Raw genomic sequence first — 19,417 nt, forward strand, 5'->3', positions numbered from 1 at the left:
ATGATCATTCGACTTATCGCGCTGACCACGCTTGCCTATCTGGTGCTGCCGCTGGTCGTGGTGATCGGCGTCTCGCTGACCGAAACGAAGTTTCTGGCCTTTCCACCCCAGGGATTGACGCTGTCATGGTACGCGGTCGTGCTCGAAAATCCTACCTATGTGCGTTCATTCCTGACAAGTGCCGGTCTTGCCGGCGTGGCAACTCTGGCTGCGATAGTGGTCGCACTGCCTGCCTCGATCGCAATGGCACGCTATTCCTTTCCCGGGAAGTCGGTGCTGTCAGCGGTGCTGCTGTCACCGCTGGTCCTGCCACATATCGTCATCGGCGCAGCGTTATTGCAGTATGGTGCTTCAATCGGGCTGGTTCGCAATTTCCCGGCATTATTGGTTGGCCATGTCGTCATCATCACGCCCTTCGTGCTGCGCACGCTACTGCCGCTGTTTTCACATGAGCAACTGTCGCTGGAGGAAGCATCGCGCGATCTTGGTGCTTCTGCATGGTCGACCTTCTTTCTCATCACGCTTCCGCAAATAAGAGCCGGGCTTGTCTCGGGTGGAATCTTTGCGTTCATCACCTCGTTCATCAATGTCGAGCTATCGATTTTTAATACAACGTCGACGCTGAATACCATCCCGGTACAGTTGTTCAATTACGTGCAGTATTCGGTCGACCCATCCATTGCGGCGGTCTCGTCGCTGACAATCTTGGCCGCAGCTATCGCGATCATTCTGATCGACTGGTTGATCGGTCTGGACTTCCTGTCTGGAAGTTAAACCCTTCCCATCCCCCAACATTCTCAGGAGACATACAATGCGCGTTCAGGACGTGTACAACGTAATCTATACCCATACGGAAGGCGAACCGCTGTGCATCATCTATAGCGGCGTGCCCTATCCGGCTAACTCGAGCATCCTCGAAAAGCGTGCTTTTCTCGAGGAAAACTACGACTGGCTGCGCAAGGCTTTGATGCGCGAACCGCGTGGACATGCGGACATGTTCGGCGTTTTTCTCACACCGCCATCATCTTCTGAATTCGATGCCGGGCTGATTTACATCGACGGCAAGGAATATTCGCACATGTGCGGTCACGGAACGATCGCGGTCGCCATGGCTATGGTCGCCAATGGCCTGGTGAGACGCTCTGCTGGCGGTTTGACAAAGATCCGCTTCGAAACGACGGCTGGTCTGGTCGTTGCCGAGGTCGCACACGAGGGTGATCGCGTATTGTGGACCCGGTTCGAAAACGTTCCAGCCTACGTCGCCGAACAGAATATTGAGTTCGAATTGCCCGGCTACGGCGCCCTCAAGGCCGACCTTGTGTGGGGTGGTAACTACTTCGGCATCATCGACCTTCGCAATACCACACTGCGCATCGCGCCGGAGAACGGTTCCGAGCTTTCGCGTATGGGCCTGATAGCGCGAGAGGCGATCCGTGAAAAGGTCAAGGTGCAGCATCCCACGCAATCCCACATCAACAACCTGAACTTCGTCACCTTCTGGCACGAACCAACAATCGAGGGATGCCTTTACAAAAACGTGCACGTCTTCTCTGCTGGCCAGCTGGACCGTTCACCCGGCGGAACAGGTACATCTGCGATGATGGCCTATTTCGAGAAACGTGGCGTCATTTCCCTCAACCAGACGATCACCTCCGAAGGTCTCCTGGGATCAGGTGTATTCGAAGGCTGCCTGATCGGCGAAACAACGCTTGGTTCTGTGCGTGCCGTGCGTCCGACGGTCAAGGGCACGGCCGGAATGCTGGGCACCGCGGCCTGGACCATCAATCGCGACGATCCAGTCGACGCCGGCTTCATGGTTCTCTGACGAAGCTTTCTGGCGGACGCACAACCTGTGTGCGTCCGCTGTCCCGCCATGGCAAAACAGTACCTTTGATCCCTGACCCAGCGAGATTAAGAAGTCAGCTTCAGCGCGGTTGGCTGACCATTCGTTGCGACGCGATGACACAATCTTGGATCGGAACCGCTGTGGCGTGATCCAAGACCAGAATGAAGAGTATCGGAGAAATCAGCATAGATGGGCTAATCGGCTCGGTGCCTCGATTTACCGCTTGAAAAAGCGGGAGGCATCACACGGTGGCTGATGATAAAATGCGGTCAGTATGAAGCAGCCACATTTTATCATCAGAGAGGAGCATGACTATGAAACACTATGTCGGCCTCGATGTCTCGATCAAAGAAACGAGCGTCTGTATTATTGATGAATCCGGGAAACCATGCCGAGAGAGAAAGGTCGCCTCTCACCCAGACGATCTTGTCGACGCCCTGAGGGATCCCGCTTTCCACTTGGATAGGGTGGGGCTTGAGGCCGGACCACTGTCCCAATGGCTGTTCGAGGGGCTGGCGAAAGCTGGTCTCCCAGTCTGCTGCATCGAAACGCGCCACACAAAAGCGTTCCTGGACGCGTCACAGCAAAATAAGAGTGATCGGAATGATGCACGCGGTATTGCCCAGATGATGAGGGTCGGGCTGTTCAAGGCCGTTCATGTCAAAACGCTCACCAGCCAGAAAAGGCGTGCGCTGTTGACGGCCCGATCGCTGTTGCAGGAAAAAGCAACAGATCTGGAAAACGAGATGCGCGGCCTCTTGCGCAACTTTGGACTAAAGGTCGGCCAGACCGCAGGTGGCACGTTCCAGAGGAGAATACGTGAACTCGTTGAGGACGACGATGAGCTTGCCGAGATCATGGATCCACTACTTGCCGGTCGGCGCGAGTTGCGAGAGGGGCTTGCCCGGCTCGAAAAGAGGGTTCGTAACGAAGCAAAACATGGCACGGTCTGTAGGCGGCTGATGACGATACCAGGTGTCGGACCGATCGTGTCGCTCGCTTATGTATCGACGGTAGATATTCCCAGCCGATTCCGCCACTCGCGATCGGTGGGTGCTGTGCTTGGCCTCACCCCCGTGATCAACCAATCGGGCGAAGTCAGTCGCGTGGGACATGTTTCTCTTCGCGGGGACGCGATGATGCGAACGCTGCTCTACGAGGCGGCCCAATCGATGATGACGCGAGTGGTGAAGTGGTGTTGGCTCAAGGCTTGGGCAATGAACATTGCGAAGCGGCATGGCAGTAAGAAGGCCAAAGTCGCTTTGGCTCGAAGACTTGCTGTGGTCATGCATCGCATGTGGGTTGATGGCTCAGTGTTTCGCTGGACGAAGGAGGGTGAGGTCGCCAGAGGAACGGTGTAAGGTTGATGAGCATACTTAAAGATTCCGCGTAACGGCGGGAGACGTCCTTCGCGGACGATGGTGAGGTGAGTTCGGGGCGGCCGTTATTCCGATGATCCGTTCTCAGGATGCAGCATAGATTGAACCACCTCATCTACGAAACCCCATCATGGGAGGGCTAAGAGCCGATCCCGGAGAGAAGCGCGGGCCGCGAAAGACAAACGCTGCACCAAATGACCACTAAGCCGACACTTGTCGAGCATCCACTACGGCCGCCTTGCGCCGATGGGCATCAGTGCTACCAATGCGTATGTTTCCCCCAAATTTTATCCACGTTTCAATACCCACGAGAGGCAGGTGAAATGCCCTCCGAAGGCTGGTAAGACACAAAGGCAGGAATACCGGAGCAAGGGTAATGACCAGAGAAGAAATGCTGAGCTATTCTCAAGCGGTTTGTGATGGCCTTCGCGACGACGAAGACGGGGTTAGACGCGAGGTTCTCACCCACGCAGGGAATAGGTGGTCGCTCGGCGTCATACATACCCTTGGCGTTTATGGCCGACTTCGGCACGCAGATATCGGCAGACGCATGCACGGCGTAACACAGCGCATGCTAACGCGCACGCTACGCCAGCTCGAAAGAGATGGTCTCGTCACCCGTTACGATCTCGTTGAGGTGCCGCCTCGGGTGGAATACGAACTGACAGAACTGGGAATGGGTCTTCTCATGCGTATGATCCCGTTGTGGACATGGGTCGTTGAGAATTCTGAGCAGTTTCAAAAGTCCCGCGACGAATTTGATTCCCGACCACCGGAAAAGCCTTCCTGGCAGACATTTTAACAGTCTCAAACCGCCGCCACTCCGCTGTTGTCATCACGACCTTGAATGGATGGTAGTGGGGAACTGCTGGCGAACTGGGAGAGCACCGGCATTGCGCGCTCCCCCCTGTCTAATTTTCTTCCGCCGGTTTGTGCGCCAGAAAGCCGCGTTACCTTGCGCTCAGGTTGGCGTCGATCCAATCGGACACATCCGTCACCTTTATGCCCTCGCGCTCGTTGAACGTGCCTGCCTTGTCCCACGACATGCCTCGTCCGATACCAAAGGCTGCACGATATTTGCGCATCATGTTCTGAGGGTCGACAGCCAGTTCTTCCATGAGAACCGGAACAGTCCACTCGTCGCGACTGAAGGGCCTGTTCAAACCTGCTTCAAGTTTGTCAGCAAGTTCGCCGTAGGTAACTGTATCGCCAGCCAAGAAGACGATTTCATTGCTGATAGTCGGCTCGTAGAATACAATCTCAGCAGTGAGCACGCCGATGTCTTCAGGCGTCGTCAGCGTAACCGCCGTATCGTAACTGCCAAGGGCTCTGACGGCGCTTTTTTCCAAATCAACTACACCGAATTCCGGCTCGAAGAGATAGCTCATGAACATGCCGGTAGAAATGATGACCCACTCGGTTTTGTTCTGAGACCGCAGGAGTTCACGCACATCAAGTTGCGCGTCGAAGATGTCCTGTGGCCCGCCTCGACCGATTGCCTCGAAATCGACGCCGAACTGCCAAGGAAAGTAGCGGGGAATCCCGGACTGCAGCGCTGCCTTGGCCAGTTTCATCGGAGTGTTGATCCCCGCTGCATAACCCGTGCAGCCGATCACGGTGTCATAGTGAGAGAACAAGGATGCCAACTCGTCAACCGAACTCTTCACCAGATCGCCGACGACGATATCGATACCCAAGTCGCGTATTTCAGCAACGTCACGCTGCTTGGCCGGGGCGTCGGAATCAACGGCACTACCGCGCAGCAAAACGCTTATTTTCGCGTCCTCAATGCCCTTGGCACGACGGGCAAGATTTCTAAGAACGGGCATGCCGAGTTCCCCGGCCCCAAGCACGAGAATATTTCGTGACTTCACGTTGGAAACTGTCTGTTTCATCGATTTCTATCCTTCAAAAACTCTGTATCGCCGCTATTTGGCGAGGCGGCACCATGAAGAAAAGAAGGTACACGGATGATACTGCAGCAAATTGGAAAGACGCCTATGCCGTTGTATTGCTCGTTCGCACACGTCGGTCTGTCGGCTTCGGTGCAATTGGAGACGTCACTGGGCCGCCACGAGATAGCGGATAGGCAAAGGAGTTCTTGACTTTACCCCGCCGATTAGAGAAGCGGCCGCCTTCAGGCGGGATTTCGGGAATTCTCGACACGCCAGGACCGGGAAAGCGTCGCCGCAGGAGCCCAACATAGTGGCCGCGCAGCGGAGGGCGGGACCGACTACGCCCGGATCATGGCGTTCCGCTTTGGCAGCAATAGGAAATCCCGCTTAGCGGCCTTTTTCTATCATCGTTCTGTTGCGCGACAAAAATCGGAAACGATCTGCTCTCCAAGGGCTCGTGGAAGCTTGTTCCAGTTTTATGTCCTTGAGGCTGTCGTTTGCCGCGGGGCACTTCAAGCGGCGTGACGTGCCGAGTTGAGTGAGCCGTTGGCCGCCAGCTGCACGGCGACACGAAGGAGAAACATGTGATGTGAGACAACGGGTGCTCCCGCCTCGCAAGAGGGTAATCCGGGTGTCACTTCGCCATAGAACTGTTGCAGAGCGTTGGGGGCCAACAGTGCCGTTGCAATATTCCTGTTTGGTTTTTCATTACAGCGAGCTTTTAACCGGTTTCTCCCTGTCGCTTTCATCGTCGCGCGATGCGTCCACGCTTCTGGAATTTCAGACTGTCACTGAGGTTTTGCCTTCGCAACAGGGTTTTGGCGTCGGCAACCTTTGTACGATTAAATAGCCACGGATGACATCACCAGTCGCAAATAGTGATGCGGCTGACGCATGAGGACGAGGTCTTTCCTGCGCACGACGTTTGTCGGATATGTCGGGCTTGTGCTTGAGGTATCAATTTCCGCGACCACAAGGCCTCCGTCCTGCACGAGCGCCTCCTTGCGTGGGAACGCAAAGGTGTCGGGGCCAAATATGCCGCTGAGGCCTGCTGCCTTGTTTGCCACCGTCCTGGTATTGGAAAATGCTACGTAACAGTTGTTTTCCCCTGCGCGCACCCGGTAGTGGTGCCAGTGCAATTGGTCTGCGCCATAGGGGATCGGCTCTGGTTGCCTGACCTTACTGCCCGGGTGGCCAAGATGGAATCCATCACTGATACTCGAGGGGCAGCAGATTAGGTCGCACCCCCTGAGCGCAAGGAGACGGCCAGTCTCGGGGAAAGCCGCATCGTGTCCGACCATGACGCCTACTCTTCCCAGTGGAAGATCGAAGACGCAGAATTCGTCGCCCGGTGTTGCCCAGGCGTGCTCATCCTGAGTAAGGTGGACTTGGCGGTAAGCGATGGCAGGAACATCAGGTCTGGCGATCATGACACTACTGAAGCGCTCGTTCTCCTGCGCCTCGGCAAAGCCGGCGATGATGGAGATGCCGAGCTGCTGCGAGAGTTTGCCGATCGTCTGCGCCGCAGGATGAGAGAGCGGGATTGCCGTTTGCGCAGGGTTGTCGAGCCCGGTCAAGGCAAAAGCCGGAAAGACGATGAGCTCTGACCCTTGAGCCTTGGCTTGTTCCGCCAGAGCCGACATCATGGAGAGATTGGCGTCGTGATCAGATGTCGGAGTGAACTCGCCGACGGCAATGCGGCTGCGACGCCCTTTTTCAATCGGTTGGTGTCCGTAGAGACGGAAGAATTCTCCCGGATTCCACGTATAGGTGTTCGTCATCAGCTCGCTGTAAAGCTCGGGACGACGCTGCAGCATAACGGGCTCGCCTGCAACCTGCCTCATGCGCGACCGTGCCGGATCAATCAAGCCGTAAGCAATGCCGTCACCGTCATCAACCACGTCAAGGATTTCGGTTTCAGGGCTAATGACGCAGCTGCCACCTGAGAACTGAACACCTCGTTCAAGTCCCCAGCGATTGCTCTCCATCAGGTAACAGCCGTTCTCATAAGCGCGGCTTATCCAATAGGGAGCAGGGGTCCGTTCGGCCAGCCAGTTCGAGATATGGCAGATCACGTCCGCACCACCGAGTGCCACCAATCGCGCCGTCTCCACAAAGTGGATGTCCATGCAGATGAGCATCGCTATGCGGCCAATCTTTGTTTCGAAAACCTGATGACCAAGATTGCCGGATGCAGCCCATTTCGGCTCTGAAATATAGGGGTGCGTTTTTCGATGAACGCCTACCAAACCTTCCGGCCCGATGAGTGCCGCAGAATTGTAGTAGAGGTTGGTTTCCGCATCGACTTCGGGCAGGCCCAGTACAATGAAGCAGTCATGTTTGTACGCAAGTTCCGCAAAACGATCTGTGGTCGGCCCGGGGATCGTTTCCACAAGACCGGAAACTTCCTGGCGGTCGTACCAACAATAACCTGTTGTGCACATTTCCGGCGTGGTGATCAGCCTCGCACCATTGGTTGCCGCTTCCTCGACCAGTGCCAGCAGCGCTGAAACGTTGCGGTCCTTGTTACCAAAATCGGGTTCAAACTGGATTGCTGCGCCTTTGAAAGGGACGGTCATGTCTTGCTCCATCGGGAAGATAGGGAGCCGCCCAAGACGGGCGACCCTGCTCGGTTGGTCTATTCAGGCGGCTATGCCGATGATGGATTTCAAAACGGAGGCACCGACCGTATATTTCGGGTCGACCATGTTGCCGAGACGGACGCGACCGCATTGGGTGAGCAACATGTAGGCGTCGAGTTCTTCGAAGCCGAAATCTGCAACCATCCAGCGGATCAATTCGCGGTAAGCGCCGCGGGCCGCATCCTCCATCGGCCTTGCCGACCCGATTGTCATGTAGAACCGGTCATTTTCCAGCCGCGGCGTCTTGATTGTCCAGCCCTTGATGAGGTCGATCTGAACCGTCGTGACGGTGGGATGCTCGAGTGCGACGCCGCAAAGCTCGCCGTCGCCTTGCGCTGCATGGCAATCGCCGAGATAGAGATATGCACCTTCGGTATTGACTGGCAGATAGATCACGGTGTCTGGGCAAACATCAGGCAGGTCCATGTTGCCGCCGTAATAGTCCGGAACGAGCGACGATATGGCCTCAATTTCCGGTGCGGTGCCGATTGTTCCGATGAAGGGCTCGTAGGGAAGCGTGATCCTGTCGTTCCACTGGACACCGGTCTCGGCATCGACATGTATTTTCCGTACGCGTTCGGGCAAAGGCGCGGTCAATAGCGCCGTGTCGGCTGTTGGCACCAGGCCGCCGAACTCCGGCATGATGACTGTCGTGCCCCTGGGCTGCGGCCCGCGCGGCACAATGGTCTTGATGTAGACGGCCAGGCAGTCACCCTTTTCTGCACCGTTGACGTAGATCGGTCCATTCTGCGGGTTGAGGTAGGGGAAATTGAGAACCTTGGATGGAACATCTGTCTCGCTTTTGATTGCTCCCTCGAATGCATCATGGGTTTCCGCCGAGACGACGGCGCCCGGATCAACTTTCAAGATCGGATCGACATAAGCACCGTAGACATAATGATATTTACCCTGGCTTTCCTCGGTGATGGCGTAAGTCTCTCCGACTTTGCCTTTGGCAACGCCTTTTCGGGCCATGATTGTTTCGTCGAGCCAGCTCATGTGTTTTATCCTTTTCATGTGAGGGATTTTGAGGTTTCAGACAGCCAGATAACGCCGGACGGCATCGCGGTCCTCCAGCGTTTCCGGCATGATCTCATTGGTGATCCGCCCTTTGTCTATGACGTAGCAGCGCTGCGCCATCGCGCGGATCATGTCGATGTTCTGCTCCACGAACACCACCGTGACGCCGGTTGTTTTATTGAGCTCCACCATGATCCGGGCAATATCCTGAACGATGTTGGGCTGGATGCCCTCTGACGGCTCGTCGAGCAGGATCAGCGAGGGCCTGCCCATCAAAACGCGGCCGATCGCAAGCTGCTGCTGTTGTCCGCCAGACATGGTTCCGGCCTGCTGGTTCCGGCGTTCCTTCAGGATAGGAAAATAACTGAACACGGCTTCGATCTGGTCGGCCGTGGCGCGTTTGCCACTGATGGATTCGCCGACCAGCAGGTTTTCGATTACGCTGAGCCGAGGAAAGACGTCGCGTCCTTGCGGGACGTAACCGATCCCGAGCCGAGCCCGCTTGAAAGCCGGTATGGTATCGATCGCAGCTCCGCGAAAAACCACTGATCCTTTGTCGCCGGGAAGAAGACCGATCAGGCTTTTCATAAGGGTGGACTTTCCCACGCCGTTGCGACCGATAACGGCGACAATCTCGCCTTCGCGGACCTGGATGTCGATGCCCTGCAGGACCGGCTTGCCACCATAACCCGACCATAGACCAAGGGTGTTGAGGAGGATCTCCTTACGCATGGGCGTCTCCCAAATAGATGGCAGCCACGCGCTCATCGGCAACGATCTCGTCGATAGTGCCCTGGGCGAAGATTTTGCCGAAGTGAAGAACAGTGACCTTGTGGGCAATCTGGCGGACGAAGGCCATGTCATGTTCGACCGCCAGAACGGTCACTCCGTCCCGGTTGAGCGCTTGCACCATCTCGCCGGTGGCAGCAGTCTCGTCCGGTGTCATCCCGGCGGTCGGTTCGTCCAGGAGCAGAAGACGTGGCCTGAGGCCAACTGCCATGCCGATCTCCAGCCATTGTTTCTGGCCGTGGCTGAGGTTGCCTGCGAGTTGAGCGCGCGCCTCCGTCAACTTGAGAAATTCCAGGAGCCTGTCGATTTCCTCGTCCAGATCCTCCGGGCGCCGGTGATGCTGAAGCGCGATCTGCAGGTTCTGGCGGACGCTTAGCGCCTTGAATATCCCGGGGACCTGGAACTTAACACTGATACCCTTGCGGATGCGCTCGAACGATTTTGCTCTCGTGATGTCCACTCCCTCGTAGACGATCTGACCACTGGTCGGCAGATGCTCTCCCAGGATAAGGCGGAAGAGCGTACTTTTGCCGGCGCCATTTGGGCCGATGAGGCAGTGGATTTCGCCCTGTTTCAGAGAGAAATTCACGCCTGATGTGACATGCAGGCCTCCGAACCATTTGTTGAGTTCACGTGTTTCGAGGATAGCCATGCGTCACTCCCTCCCGGCCGTGGTCTTGTGGTGGAAACATTTTGCCAGAAATGTACCAAGGCCGAAGATGAGCCCGCGCGGTGCTATAAGAACAGTCAGTACGAGCAGGACACCCATGACGACGAGTGCATACTGGCTCCCGTGAATGGTCAAAGCCTGAAACCCGGCGAGCACGACCAGCGTCCCGATCAATGTGGTGGTCAGGTCGTTGCGACCGCCAACGGCCACCCATACGATTGGCAGAGCTGCTGCGGTCATGTTCATCGATGCGGGCGTGATATAGTTGCCCCAGGAGGTGTAAAGAACGCCTGATAGACCTGCAAAGGCTGAACCGATGACAAAAGCCACGAGCTGATAGACGCGGATGTCGTAGCCAAGCATCTCTGCCCTTTGTGGGTTTTCACGAATGGCGACGAGCACATTTCCAAAGCGGGAATTCACAAGGATACGAAGGCCGAGATAACTGACAACCAACAGTGCGAGTGTAAAGTAGTACAGCTGCACATCGGGAAAGAGAACGATGTCGCCGCCAAACCACGGAACTGTAAGTGAGGGCATGCTGCCCATGCCGTTGTAACCGTTAAGTCTTGCCAGGCCCACTCGCCATTCCGGACCAGCGGTCTGTGCCATGAAACGCTCCAGAACAAGCGTGACCGACAGGGTGACGATCCCCAGAAAAACTCCGCTGATACGACCAAAAAACAGGAAGTACCCAAGCAAGGCTGCAAATAATGCCGCCGCCGCGACAGACGCGAATAATGCAAACAGCGTCAACCCATAGGCATCACCAAGATTGATGGAGATCACGCCGTAGCTGTAGCCAGCGACACCGAAGAAGGCAGTCTGTCCGAAGCTCAGTGTTCCGCCATAGCCCCAGATAAGGCTGAGGCCCAGTGCCATAAAGGTCCAGTTGAAGAAGTAAACATTGTTGCCGACGTCGTAACCGTCCGCGAAGAGGGGATAGGCGCAGGCAATGGCGACAACGACGGCAAAGCTTGCCCAGAACGGTGTGCCACGCCCCTGCGTTTGAGGGCCTTCCAGCAAGGCAATGGCTCGTGATAGGGGATTGGATCTCAACATAGGGTCAGGCTCTTTCTCGAAGGATCCAGCCGGATATGCCCCGCGGCAGGATTCGGATGACGATGATGACTGCGACGAGAAGGCCGATCTGGCCTGCAAGTTGTCCTTGCCAAGAGGTAAGCGCCGCCTTGGCAGCACCGAGGACGAGTGCAGCCGGTGCCGTGCCAAGGAAGATGTCAGCTCCGCCGACTACGACGGTCACAAAGGCTTCAACGACGAAGGCACTGCCCATCGTCGGCACAAGGGTCATCGTCGGCGCGTAGAGACCGCCAGCGAGACCAGCCAGGGCTGCACCCAGACCGAAAGTCAGGCTGTAGATGAGGCCGGTATTGACGCCGAGCGCCTGAGCGATGTGGGGCACCTGTATGGTGGCCCGGGCCAGGATGCCGAAGCGGGTTTTGGTGAACCCCAGCCAGAGGACGCCAAGTGTTGCCACCGCTGCCGCCATGAGGACCACGCGGTAGACCGAATAGGAATAGGGGCCGACCGCAAAGCTGCCGAACGGCGTTCCGGTGCCGGGCATTGTGGAGCCCAGAATAATAAGCGTAGTTTGCGTGACAATCATGGAGACACCCCATGTGGCCACGATCGTATCGAGTGGGCGGTCATAGAGCGGACGAATGATGATGCGTTCGATGACCATGCCGACAAGACCTGCAGCAACGGCACCAGCGAGGATGGCAAGCGGTAGCGGTAGTCCGGCCCGCGCACTGGCTGAACACACATAGGCTCCGCATAGAATAAACTCGCCATGCGCAAGATTTATCACGCCCATCATGCCGAAAATAATTGCCAGACCACAGGCTGAAAGAACGAGAAAGGCGAAGGCGTCGCCCGTCTGATAGAGGAAACTGAACAGGGTGTAGACTAAAGTCATCGCAGTAGACTTCCTTGCGGGCACGCATCGGGGAACGACCGGAGCAGAGAGCCCCGGCCGCTTTTGGGGTTAGTTGGCAGCCGGTGGGGGGCTGGATGGCGTGTATTGTGCGCTCGGATCGTTCTTGGTCAGATCGCAGCCTGCTTGGCCCAGCCAGTAAGGCTTGATGTCGTTCCAGACTTTGGGAAAGCTGATCGAGTGATCATCATTGACTTTAGCCAAGTAGATCGTGTGTGACATGTGCTGGCTCTTAGGGTCGAGGCAGACCTTGCCTTCTGGCGCATCGAAGCAGACATCGCCCTGGGCAATGATTTTGCGCAGTTCGTCCTTTTTGGTCGAACCGCCGGCGCGCTCGACCATCTGCTTGTAGAGATACACGGCGAGGTAGGAGTTTTCTGCTTCCTGATTGATGTAAGGCTCATCGGGAAACTTCTTGTGCCATTTCTCGACGAAGGCCTTGGACTGTGGATTGTCCACTTCCTCGATCCAGTTGACGGTCGCATACATGTTGGCGAGGCTTGGTGGTTTGAAGCGCTTGTGCTCATAACCCTGGCCTACATTGACCGAAGAGCCCATCGGAAGGTTGACGTTGGCCGCAGCTGCCTGCTCGTAGTATGAAGCCTGAGCCGTGCCAACAAGCAAAGTCACGATGAAATCGGGCTTGGCTGCCTGGATGTTCTGGATGGTCTGAGAGAACTGTGAGACGCCGAGCGGAATGAACTCCTCGCCCACCATCTCGCCGCCGCCTTCCTTGACGATATTGCGCACCCATTCGGCGGAGATCTGGCCGAAATTGTAGTCAGCAGCGATCGTGTAGACCTTCTTGCCGTAGGTCTCCATCATGTAGGGAAGAAGCGTCGAAAACTGTTGTTCAGGAACAGCGCCAGTGACAACCATGTTGGCGTCGCAGACACCACCTTCGTACTGGTTGTTGTAAAAGGCGAAACCGTCGAACTGGTTGACGATTGGCCGGTAAGCTTCACGCGACGCGGAGGAAAAACCGGCGAAAACGGCATCCACCTTGTCACGCTGAAGTACGCGACGCATGAATTCCTGATAGCGCGTGTTGTCGGACTGGGTGTCGTAGACCACCAGTTCGAGGGGGCGACCTGCGATGCCTCCGGCGGCATTGATTTCTTCGGCTGCAAGCTGGATGCCGTGAACCTTGCCGATTGTCGCGGCGGCAAAATCGCCAGACTGGTCTTCAAGCACGCCAAGTTTGATGGGTTCCTGGGCGTTGGCCGCCCCGGAGCAAAGCAAAATTAGGCCGAGCGCCGTCATGGCGCCGTTAAGCGTCTTCATCATTTTGTTCTCCATGGAGGTGGTTTAACTACTCGGCGATGGCCTGCTTCTCGTCAGGTTCCATGTCGTCGATGGTGCGCGCCGTGCTTCGTTGAACGACACATTCACAATAGGCTTCAAGGCTAAGGCGTGCGCGCATACTTTCCTTGCGGAGCAGGGCGAACGCTCCCTCATCATCGAGGGAATGGGACTTCATCACCACCGTCACAGCCTTTATGACGTGACGGCGATATCTGCGGCGTTTTTCCAGCTCCAGGATCGAGAGCTGCAAATCCGCCTTCTGTTCGAAGGTGTTGATTGCCAGATAAAGGGCTGAAAAGATCGAGCCACTATGGACTGGCTTTGAAAGAAATGCCGTGGCGCCAAGCTGCATCAGCATCCTCAGGCGGCTCGGCGCCTCTATTCCGACAAGACCCACGACCGGGACTTGAGGTTGCTCGTTGAACGCATTGTGGGTCATTTCAGGGAAGAGGTTGAGATCGCCATCGAGGAACAGCACGTCTTGCTGTGGTTTTGCGGCATCGAGCAGATTGCGCAACTCACCGTCATGAGACGAAAGATGCTCCGGTGACATTCCCAAGCGTGTCACCATGGCCATGATTGTCTCTGTCGCGCGAACATCATTGCTCAGCACGAGCGCCCGCCGCTGGCGAAAATTCTGAACGTATCGGTTCGACCTCATGACACGATCCTCAGGGCTGGGCGACGCGACGGTGCCTCAAGAGTGGAGGTAGAGTTGATCAGGTAGGGGTCCGGCGCGACGGGTCTGCCAGCATCGAAAAGGATGTCGAACTGTCCATCGCCGCGCGATCGCCCGATCCTCGGTGTCAGGTGGGCATGAAACGTACTTGGATCGATGACGACTTCGCCCTGCGGCGCACTCAGCCGCTGGTTGGCTGCGCAGGTTTTTACGGCCCGCATATCGTCATTGCCCGCCTGATACAGGGATTTTGCGAGCAGGATTACAGCGCTATAGGCCGCTTCCGCTTCCGCCGATGGCACAATCTCCTGTGGAAACGCGGCCTGGTATTTTCTAACGAAATCGTGGTTTGCGGGGGTGTCGATGGACGCGAAATAGACACTGGAGCTCAAATGGCCATCGATGGCTAGCGGTCCGATGCTGGAAAGCTCAGGTTCGGAAAGATTGCAGCTGGCGACGGGATAACGTTTCACCTGGTCGATGCCGCGCGCTGTGCAGGCAGCCCGAAAGGCGCGAAAGAACGCATAGGCGGATTCACCGATCAGTGAATTGAAAACGATGTCTGGATTGGTCTCGAAGATGGACTGGATAATGCAGTCAACATCTGTCTCGCCGACCGGCAGGTAACGTTCTCCAACGACAGATCCTTGCCGCAGGGCGAGTTCTTCCCGCAGAACCCGGTTGCTTTCCCATGCCCATATGTAGTTTGAACCGACACAAAAAACGCGCTTGCCGATGTTGCGTGTAAAATAATCGACTAGCGGCAACATATGATGATTTGGTGCGGCGCCAGTGTAGATCACGTTAGCCGAACTTTCAAAGCCTTCGTAGTGAGTGGGGTACCACAGCAGCGCGTCGTGCTTTTCGAAGACTGGAATGACTTCCTTGCGGCTTGATGAGGTGTAGCATCCGACGATGTGGTTGACGCCACCGGCAATCATTGTTTCGACCGCTGGCGCATAGGCGCTCAGGTCGCCGCCGGGATTGTGCTCGACAGGACGTAGCTCAATGCCGAAGCCCTTGTCTGCGTTGACTTGATCGCAGGCAAGTTTCGCGCCGTTCAGCATCGATTTGCCGACCGTTCCGTAAGATCCCGTAACCGAGAATAATATTCCGATCGAATATTTCTTGACCATGTTTCGGCAGCCACGATGTTGGACCTGACAGCAGATACTGTCGGCGGCGACGGTGCCAAAAATGAAAACGATTTTTCCGTATTGGCGATTTAATGAGCATCTTTGCTCGTCGCCTTGAAATTAAGCTGACCGTTTGCAGGCGATATGTCAAGCGCGGAAAATCAAAATTATTTGAGTTCGTTTCGATCCTTGACGCAGTGCAAAAATGGAGGGGATCCTATGCGCGTATAGGCGCCGGCGAACCGGCCGGAACAAAGGGGAACGAAGATGGATCTGGGTCTGAAAGGCTTGCGCGCGGTGGTCACGGGTGGAACGCGGGGCATCGGTTTTAAAATTGCCGAAACACTGGCTGGGGAAGGGGTGGACGTTGCGATCTGCAGCCGAAATGTCGATGATGCCAAGGCGGTAGCGGCCGATCTGGCGAGAAAGGGCGTTTCTACTATAGGTCGCGGTGTTGATGTTGCCGATGGCGCAGCGATTTCGATGTGGGTAGAGGAGGCTGCGACACTTTTCGGAGGTCTGGATATCGTCGTTGGCAATGTCAGTGCGCTGGCGATCGGCAATGACGAAGAGAGCTGGAGGCAGGGTTTCAACGTCGACATGCTGGGTACGGTCAGGCTTGTCAACGCAGCGATGCCGTATCTGGAAAAAAGCCAGTCCGCGTCTATCGTTACCATTGCCTCGGTGTCCGGCCGCGAAATTGATTTTGCTGCCGGGCCCTACGGCTCCTTCAAGGCTGCACTGACGCATTACACGCAAGGCCTAGCCTTCTCTCTGGCACCTAAAGGCATCCGTGCCAACACGGTCTCGCCGGGCAATACCTACTTTGCCGGGGGCGTCTGGGAAAATATCGAAAAGAACAATCCGGAGTTGTTTGCAGCTTCGCTTGCATTAAACCCCACGGGCCGCATGGCCACCCCCCAGGAAATAGCCAATGCTGCCGTATTTCTGGCAAGCCCGGCTGCAAGTTTCGTCTACGGTACCAACCTGGTCGTTGATGGCGCACTGACCCGCGGCGTACAGCTCTAGATTATGCGGGTGGCGACTTCTGATCAGAGATGTGATGATCTGGTGTGCCGTCGCCACCGCGACGCCCTATAGCATGCAGACGGCGCAAGCCCTGACGGGAAATCCGTCGATCAGCCCCGTCATGACGTCACTACGCAGCCAGTCTCGTGACGAGGAAAACAGCCACCAATATCAGGCAAAGCCATCCAAAGAAGAGCAAGCCTACAGCCCACTCATCCATCTTGCTTCTGTTTCTGGATCCATCCCAGTCGTAAGCCATGTCCAACCTCCATTGTTGAATGGCCTAAGCTTTGGCTAATATGGTTACCGAAACATTAACAGGTACCACCCGATTTGTTGGGGAGCTTGTAAATCCAAGCTCACTGCACAGGCCCGAGCGCAACTACACCCAGTCCCCGGCAGGAGGTGATGCCTCTATAAGTGAGGTTGCTCCTGGTCCCGGCCGACGATGGATGGCAGGCAAGTGATGAGCACTGAGGGTTGGTAGCCCCCACTCAAAGATTACTTCCTGAGATAGCTCTTTTTGCCGTCATCTCTCAGGCAGTACTGACCGCCACGGGGACCGGTGCAGTAGGTTCCGCCACGACAAGAGCATGCTTTTGAGGACGTCGGAGCCATGTCGGTGGCCTGGCTTCCCATTATCCCGAGGCTTCCCATCGTCGCGATGCATGACTTTTTGCTGGCGCTGACGGAGCCATCCCGGCAGATGAACGTTTCGCCCTGGCACCGCTCGATGCCGCCTTTTTTACCACTACACGGCGTATTGGCTGCGGGCGCCGAACCAGTAGCGACCAACAATACAATTACAACCCAGAACCATTTCATGTCGCAACCCCCGCAAGCACTGCAGGTTGTATAAAATAGGTTGAAGAAAGGTTGCCTGCTGCACTCGCTTTGCGTGCGAAATCACGTTTCACGCCCCGTTGCGACACTGCATGGCCAGGTCGAGCAGGTAAGCGTTGGCCACTCTGGCGAGAGCAGAAAATGCTCGCGGCGGGGCGTGTTTGGGGAGCCGCAACGGCTAAGACCTTCTTGGACCTGGGCGACGGTGGCATATTTGCGCGCCCCGCCCACGGTGCGAGCAGCGTAATCCGAGGCGTGAAGGTGCTGGACAGTGGCGGCAACAGCGGTGGCGTTGAAGGTCATGTTCGAGCTTTGGAAATTGACGGATAGGCAGCCCGGCAGGGACGCGGAAATATCAAAGCCATATCCCTATCATCGCAAACAAGACGAATTTTTTCGGGTGGAATTCAGACAGATCTCGACTGGACTTTCTTTAAAGGGTTAATTGTCGCGAACTGCCAGAGCTATGGCGATGGTTCATTGATAGCGCACTTGCACGCGCATGTGGGCACGACCGATAGTTGGCGCCGCTGAGAAGGTTGCTGGTGCAGGTACCGGTTTGACAGACTTTGCAAACGACGTCTACGGAAGGGAGCCAACGAGAATGCGCATTACGACACCGCGGCTGATTTTGCGCCCCTTTGCCGATGCCGATGCGTTGGATTTTGCCAGCATGAATGCTGATCCGGAGGTCATGAACGATCAGGGCGGGCCAGTTTCGCGGGCCGAGAGCGACCGCCGACTGGAGCGTTACAAACAGGCATTCGAATTGCACGGGTTCACGCGATGGGCCCTCGAGTGTGGGAGTACAGCCAGTTTTCTTGGCTGCGCGGGCCTCATGTCCGCCGGCAGCGAGCATCCTTTAGGTGTGCACGTTGAGATTGGGTGGCGCCTTGTCCGCAAAGCGTGGGGACGCGGAATTGCGACCGAGGCTGCACAAGCGGCACTTGCTGACGGGTTTTCACGTCTCCGGCTTGATGAAATTCTTGCCTATACCTCAAGCGAAAACCTGCGATCTCAGGCGGTCATGGGGCGGTTGAAGCTCAGACGCCTTGAGCAGCGCGATTTCGTTCGAAAACTGGCAGGTGTTGATCGCCATATCCTGGTATGGGCGGCCCAGCGTAAATAGGTGGACGTTTTCAACCGGATAATTTGTCTTGGTGGCCTGCCTCTGTCGATCGAAAGATTGCTTTTGATGTACGTCGGCCAAACGCGTGATGCGCCTTGGTCTCACACGGCAGCATCGGTGCGTGAATAGGCGCCGGGTGACATGCCGACATGGCGGCTGAAGGCCACGCTAAAGGCACTGGCTGAACCGTATCCCACGCGCTCTGAGACTTCTGCCGGTGCGATATTCTCCCGCAAGAGCTGCTTTGCCAGCGCCATGCGCCAGCCTGTTACATATTCCATCGGTGTCACGCCGACCTCGCTTTGAAAACGGGCGTAGAAGGTGGAGCGCGACATAGCGGCTTCCCGGGCAAGACTTTCAGCGCTGATGCTGTGGGCCGGATCCTCATGTATGCGCCGAAGTATCGGCGCCAGTTGCGGATCGGCCATTGCGCGCAAAAGCCCCGGCGTGGCATGGCTGCCTCCGACCGATCTCAATGCCTCTATGAAGAGGACCTCGAGCAGATGTGAAAGAACGATCTCGCGTGCAGTCCGTCTGTCACCAGTTTCATCATTGATCATCCGCACAAGTTGCATCAGCCTTTCCTCGCCGCGGACATGAACGAGATCGGGCAACAGAGATGCAAGGAGCGCCTTGTCGTTTGATCCGAAGGTGCAGTGACCGACCATGGCCCTGATTTCGGCTGGTGCATCGGGATCACCAAGCCTGAATACTCCAGGACTTGTCTCAAGACGTTGGGGGAGCGACCCGCGCGGCGGTGGCTGCAGGCTGTTCATGGTAAAGGAGAAAGCCTCAGGGACAAGGACGAAGTCGCCAGCTTCAAGCCGTATTGGCTTTCGACGAGCGATAGTCAAAAGGCATTCACCTTCCAGCAGCGCACAATAGAACGGACTACCGAGCTCAGTTCGCTCGACGAGCCATTGCCGCGAGCCGGTCACCTGCTTGGCGATGGAGGGCCTGGGCTTTAAGAGCGAAACGACATCTGCAACAGGGTCGGTCATAAATTCGGACTTACGCTAAATGAAACTGGACAAACAGATATAGAATGTCCGGGCGGGTAAGTCCATCTTCGCGCTAGCACATCATTAGGAGATAGGA

The 19,417-nt window shown here is 56.3% G+C and carries 19 protein-coding genes; 8 read left to right on the plus strand and 11 right to left on the minus strand.

All coding sequences use genetic code 11. The features are described 5' to 3' along the window. The 4 genes from ACZ5FM_RS23795 (at position 1) to ACZ5FM_RS23810 (ending at position 4,027) form a co-directional block, all read left to right on the plus strand. On the plus strand, positions 1–774 hold the full coding sequence (locus ACZ5FM_RS23795) for an ABC transporter permease (RefSeq protein WP_250984748.1): 774 nt from the start codon (positions 1–3) through the stop codon (positions 772–774). 37 nt (positions 775–811) lie between these two features. Continuing rightward, a complete protein-coding gene (locus ACZ5FM_RS23800) occupies positions 812–1,825 on the plus strand; it encodes a proline racemase family protein (protein ID WP_464041446.1) in 1,014 nt (337 codons plus the stop codon). Between the two features lie 335 nt (positions 1,826–2,160). Next, positions 2,161–3,207: an IS110 family RNA-guided transposase gene (locus tag ACZ5FM_RS23805; RefSeq protein ID WP_464041447.1), complete on the plus strand. Its 1,047-nt coding sequence runs from the start codon at positions 2,161–2,163 to the stop codon at positions 3,205–3,207. A 394-nt stretch (positions 3,208–3,601) separates the two neighbouring features. Further along, positions 3,602–4,027 carry a winged helix-turn-helix transcriptional regulator gene (locus tag ACZ5FM_RS23810; protein WP_464041448.1) on the plus strand — a complete coding sequence of 142 codons (426 nt, stop codon included), beginning with the start codon at positions 3,602–3,604 and terminating at the stop codon, positions 4,025–4,027. Between the two features lie 148 nt (positions 4,028–4,175). On the opposite strand, the gene ACZ5FM_RS23815 is transcribed toward ACZ5FM_RS23810, so the two are convergent. The 10 genes from ACZ5FM_RS23815 to ACZ5FM_RS23860 form a co-directional block, all read right to left on the minus strand. Next, positions 4,176–5,120, minus strand: coding sequence for an aromatic alcohol reductase (locus ACZ5FM_RS23815; protein WP_464041449.1), 945 nt, complete (start codon positions 5,118–5,120; stop codon positions 4,176–4,178). Between the two features lie 842 nt (positions 5,121–5,962). Then, positions 5,963–7,699 carry a nitrilase-related carbon-nitrogen hydrolase gene (locus tag ACZ5FM_RS23820; protein ID WP_464041450.1) on the minus strand — a complete coding sequence of 579 codons (1,737 nt, stop codon included), beginning with the start codon at positions 7,697–7,699 and terminating at the stop codon, positions 5,963–5,965. Between the two features lie 63 nt (positions 7,700–7,762). After that, complete coding sequence (locus ACZ5FM_RS23825; RefSeq protein WP_464041451.1) at positions 7,763–8,761, minus strand: acetamidase/formamidase family protein; 999 nt, start codon at positions 8,759–8,761, stop codon at positions 7,763–7,765. Positions 8,762–8,797: 36 nt separating this feature from the next. Then, positions 8,798–9,514 carry an ABC transporter ATP-binding protein gene (locus ACZ5FM_RS23830; protein WP_259149639.1) on the minus strand — a complete coding sequence of 239 codons (717 nt, stop codon included), beginning with the start codon at positions 9,512–9,514 and terminating at the stop codon, positions 8,798–8,800. Then, entirely contained in the window at positions 9,507–10,223 is a 717-nt protein-coding gene (locus tag ACZ5FM_RS23835) for an ABC transporter ATP-binding protein (protein WP_464041452.1), read from the minus strand. The genes ACZ5FM_RS23830 and ACZ5FM_RS23835 overlap by 8 nt, the downstream gene beginning before the upstream one ends. A gap of 3 nt (positions 10,224–10,226) precedes the next feature. Continuing rightward, entirely contained in the window at positions 10,227–11,303 is a 1,077-nt protein-coding gene (locus ACZ5FM_RS23840) for a branched-chain amino acid ABC transporter permease (protein WP_464041453.1), read from the minus strand. Between the two features lie 4 nt (positions 11,304–11,307). Then, complete coding sequence (locus tag ACZ5FM_RS23845; RefSeq protein WP_312948391.1) at positions 11,308–12,180, minus strand: ABC transporter permease subunit; 873 nt, start codon at positions 12,178–12,180, stop codon at positions 11,308–11,310. Between the two features lie 69 nt (positions 12,181–12,249). After that, the gene (locus tag ACZ5FM_RS23850) at positions 12,250–13,461 is read right to left on the minus strand and encodes an urea ABC transporter substrate-binding protein (RefSeq protein ID WP_409515594.1); all 1,212 of its coding nucleotides are present in this window, start codon (positions 13,459–13,461) and stop codon (positions 12,250–12,252) included. Between the two features lie 49 nt (positions 13,462–13,510). After that, positions 13,511–14,164, minus strand: a complete 654-nt coding sequence (locus ACZ5FM_RS23855) for an ANTAR domain-containing response regulator (protein WP_312948395.1) — start codon at positions 14,162–14,164, stop codon at positions 13,511–13,513. Then, positions 14,161–15,318 carry a transporter substrate-binding domain-containing protein gene (locus tag ACZ5FM_RS23860; RefSeq protein ID WP_312948397.1) on the minus strand — a complete coding sequence of 386 codons (1,158 nt, stop codon included), beginning with the start codon at positions 15,316–15,318 and terminating at the stop codon, positions 14,161–14,163. Before ACZ5FM_RS23860 ends, ACZ5FM_RS23855 begins: the two co-directional genes overlap by 4 nt. A 267-nt stretch (positions 15,319–15,585) precedes the next feature. On the opposite strand from ACZ5FM_RS23860, the gene ACZ5FM_RS23865 reads away from it, so the two are divergent. The 4 genes from ACZ5FM_RS23865 to ACZ5FM_RS23880 all read left to right on the plus strand — a co-directional run bounded on the left by ACZ5FM_RS23865 (position 15,586) and on the right by ACZ5FM_RS23880 (position 18,319). Continuing rightward, a complete protein-coding gene (locus ACZ5FM_RS23865) occupies positions 15,586–16,347 on the plus strand; it encodes an SDR family NAD(P)-dependent oxidoreductase (protein WP_259149646.1) in 762 nt (253 codons plus the stop codon). Positions 16,348–16,381: 34 nt separating this feature from the next. Beyond that, a complete protein-coding gene (locus ACZ5FM_RS23870) occupies positions 16,382–16,645 on the plus strand; it encodes a hypothetical protein (RefSeq protein WP_312948401.1) in 264 nt (87 codons plus the stop codon). A gap of 318 nt (positions 16,646–16,963) precedes the next feature. Continuing rightward, the gene (locus tag ACZ5FM_RS23875) at positions 16,964–17,206 is read left to right on the plus strand and encodes a hypothetical protein (protein WP_312948403.1); all 243 of its coding nucleotides are present in this window, start codon (positions 16,964–16,966) and stop codon (positions 17,204–17,206) included. Positions 17,207–17,794: 588 nt separating this feature from the next. Then, positions 17,795–18,319: a GNAT family N-acetyltransferase gene (locus ACZ5FM_RS23880; RefSeq protein WP_312948405.1), complete on the plus strand. Its 525-nt coding sequence runs from the start codon at positions 17,795–17,797 to the stop codon at positions 18,317–18,319. A 101-nt stretch (positions 18,320–18,420) separates the two neighbouring features. On the opposite strand, the gene ACZ5FM_RS23885 is transcribed toward ACZ5FM_RS23880, so the two are convergent. Further along, positions 18,421–19,320, minus strand: coding sequence for an AraC family transcriptional regulator (locus ACZ5FM_RS23885; protein ID WP_312948407.1), 900 nt, complete (start codon positions 19,318–19,320; stop codon positions 18,421–18,423). Between the last annotated feature and the right edge of the window lie 97 nt (positions 19,321–19,417).

It is taken from the genome of Agrobacterium sp. 5Ca50 (assembly GCF_055381905.1).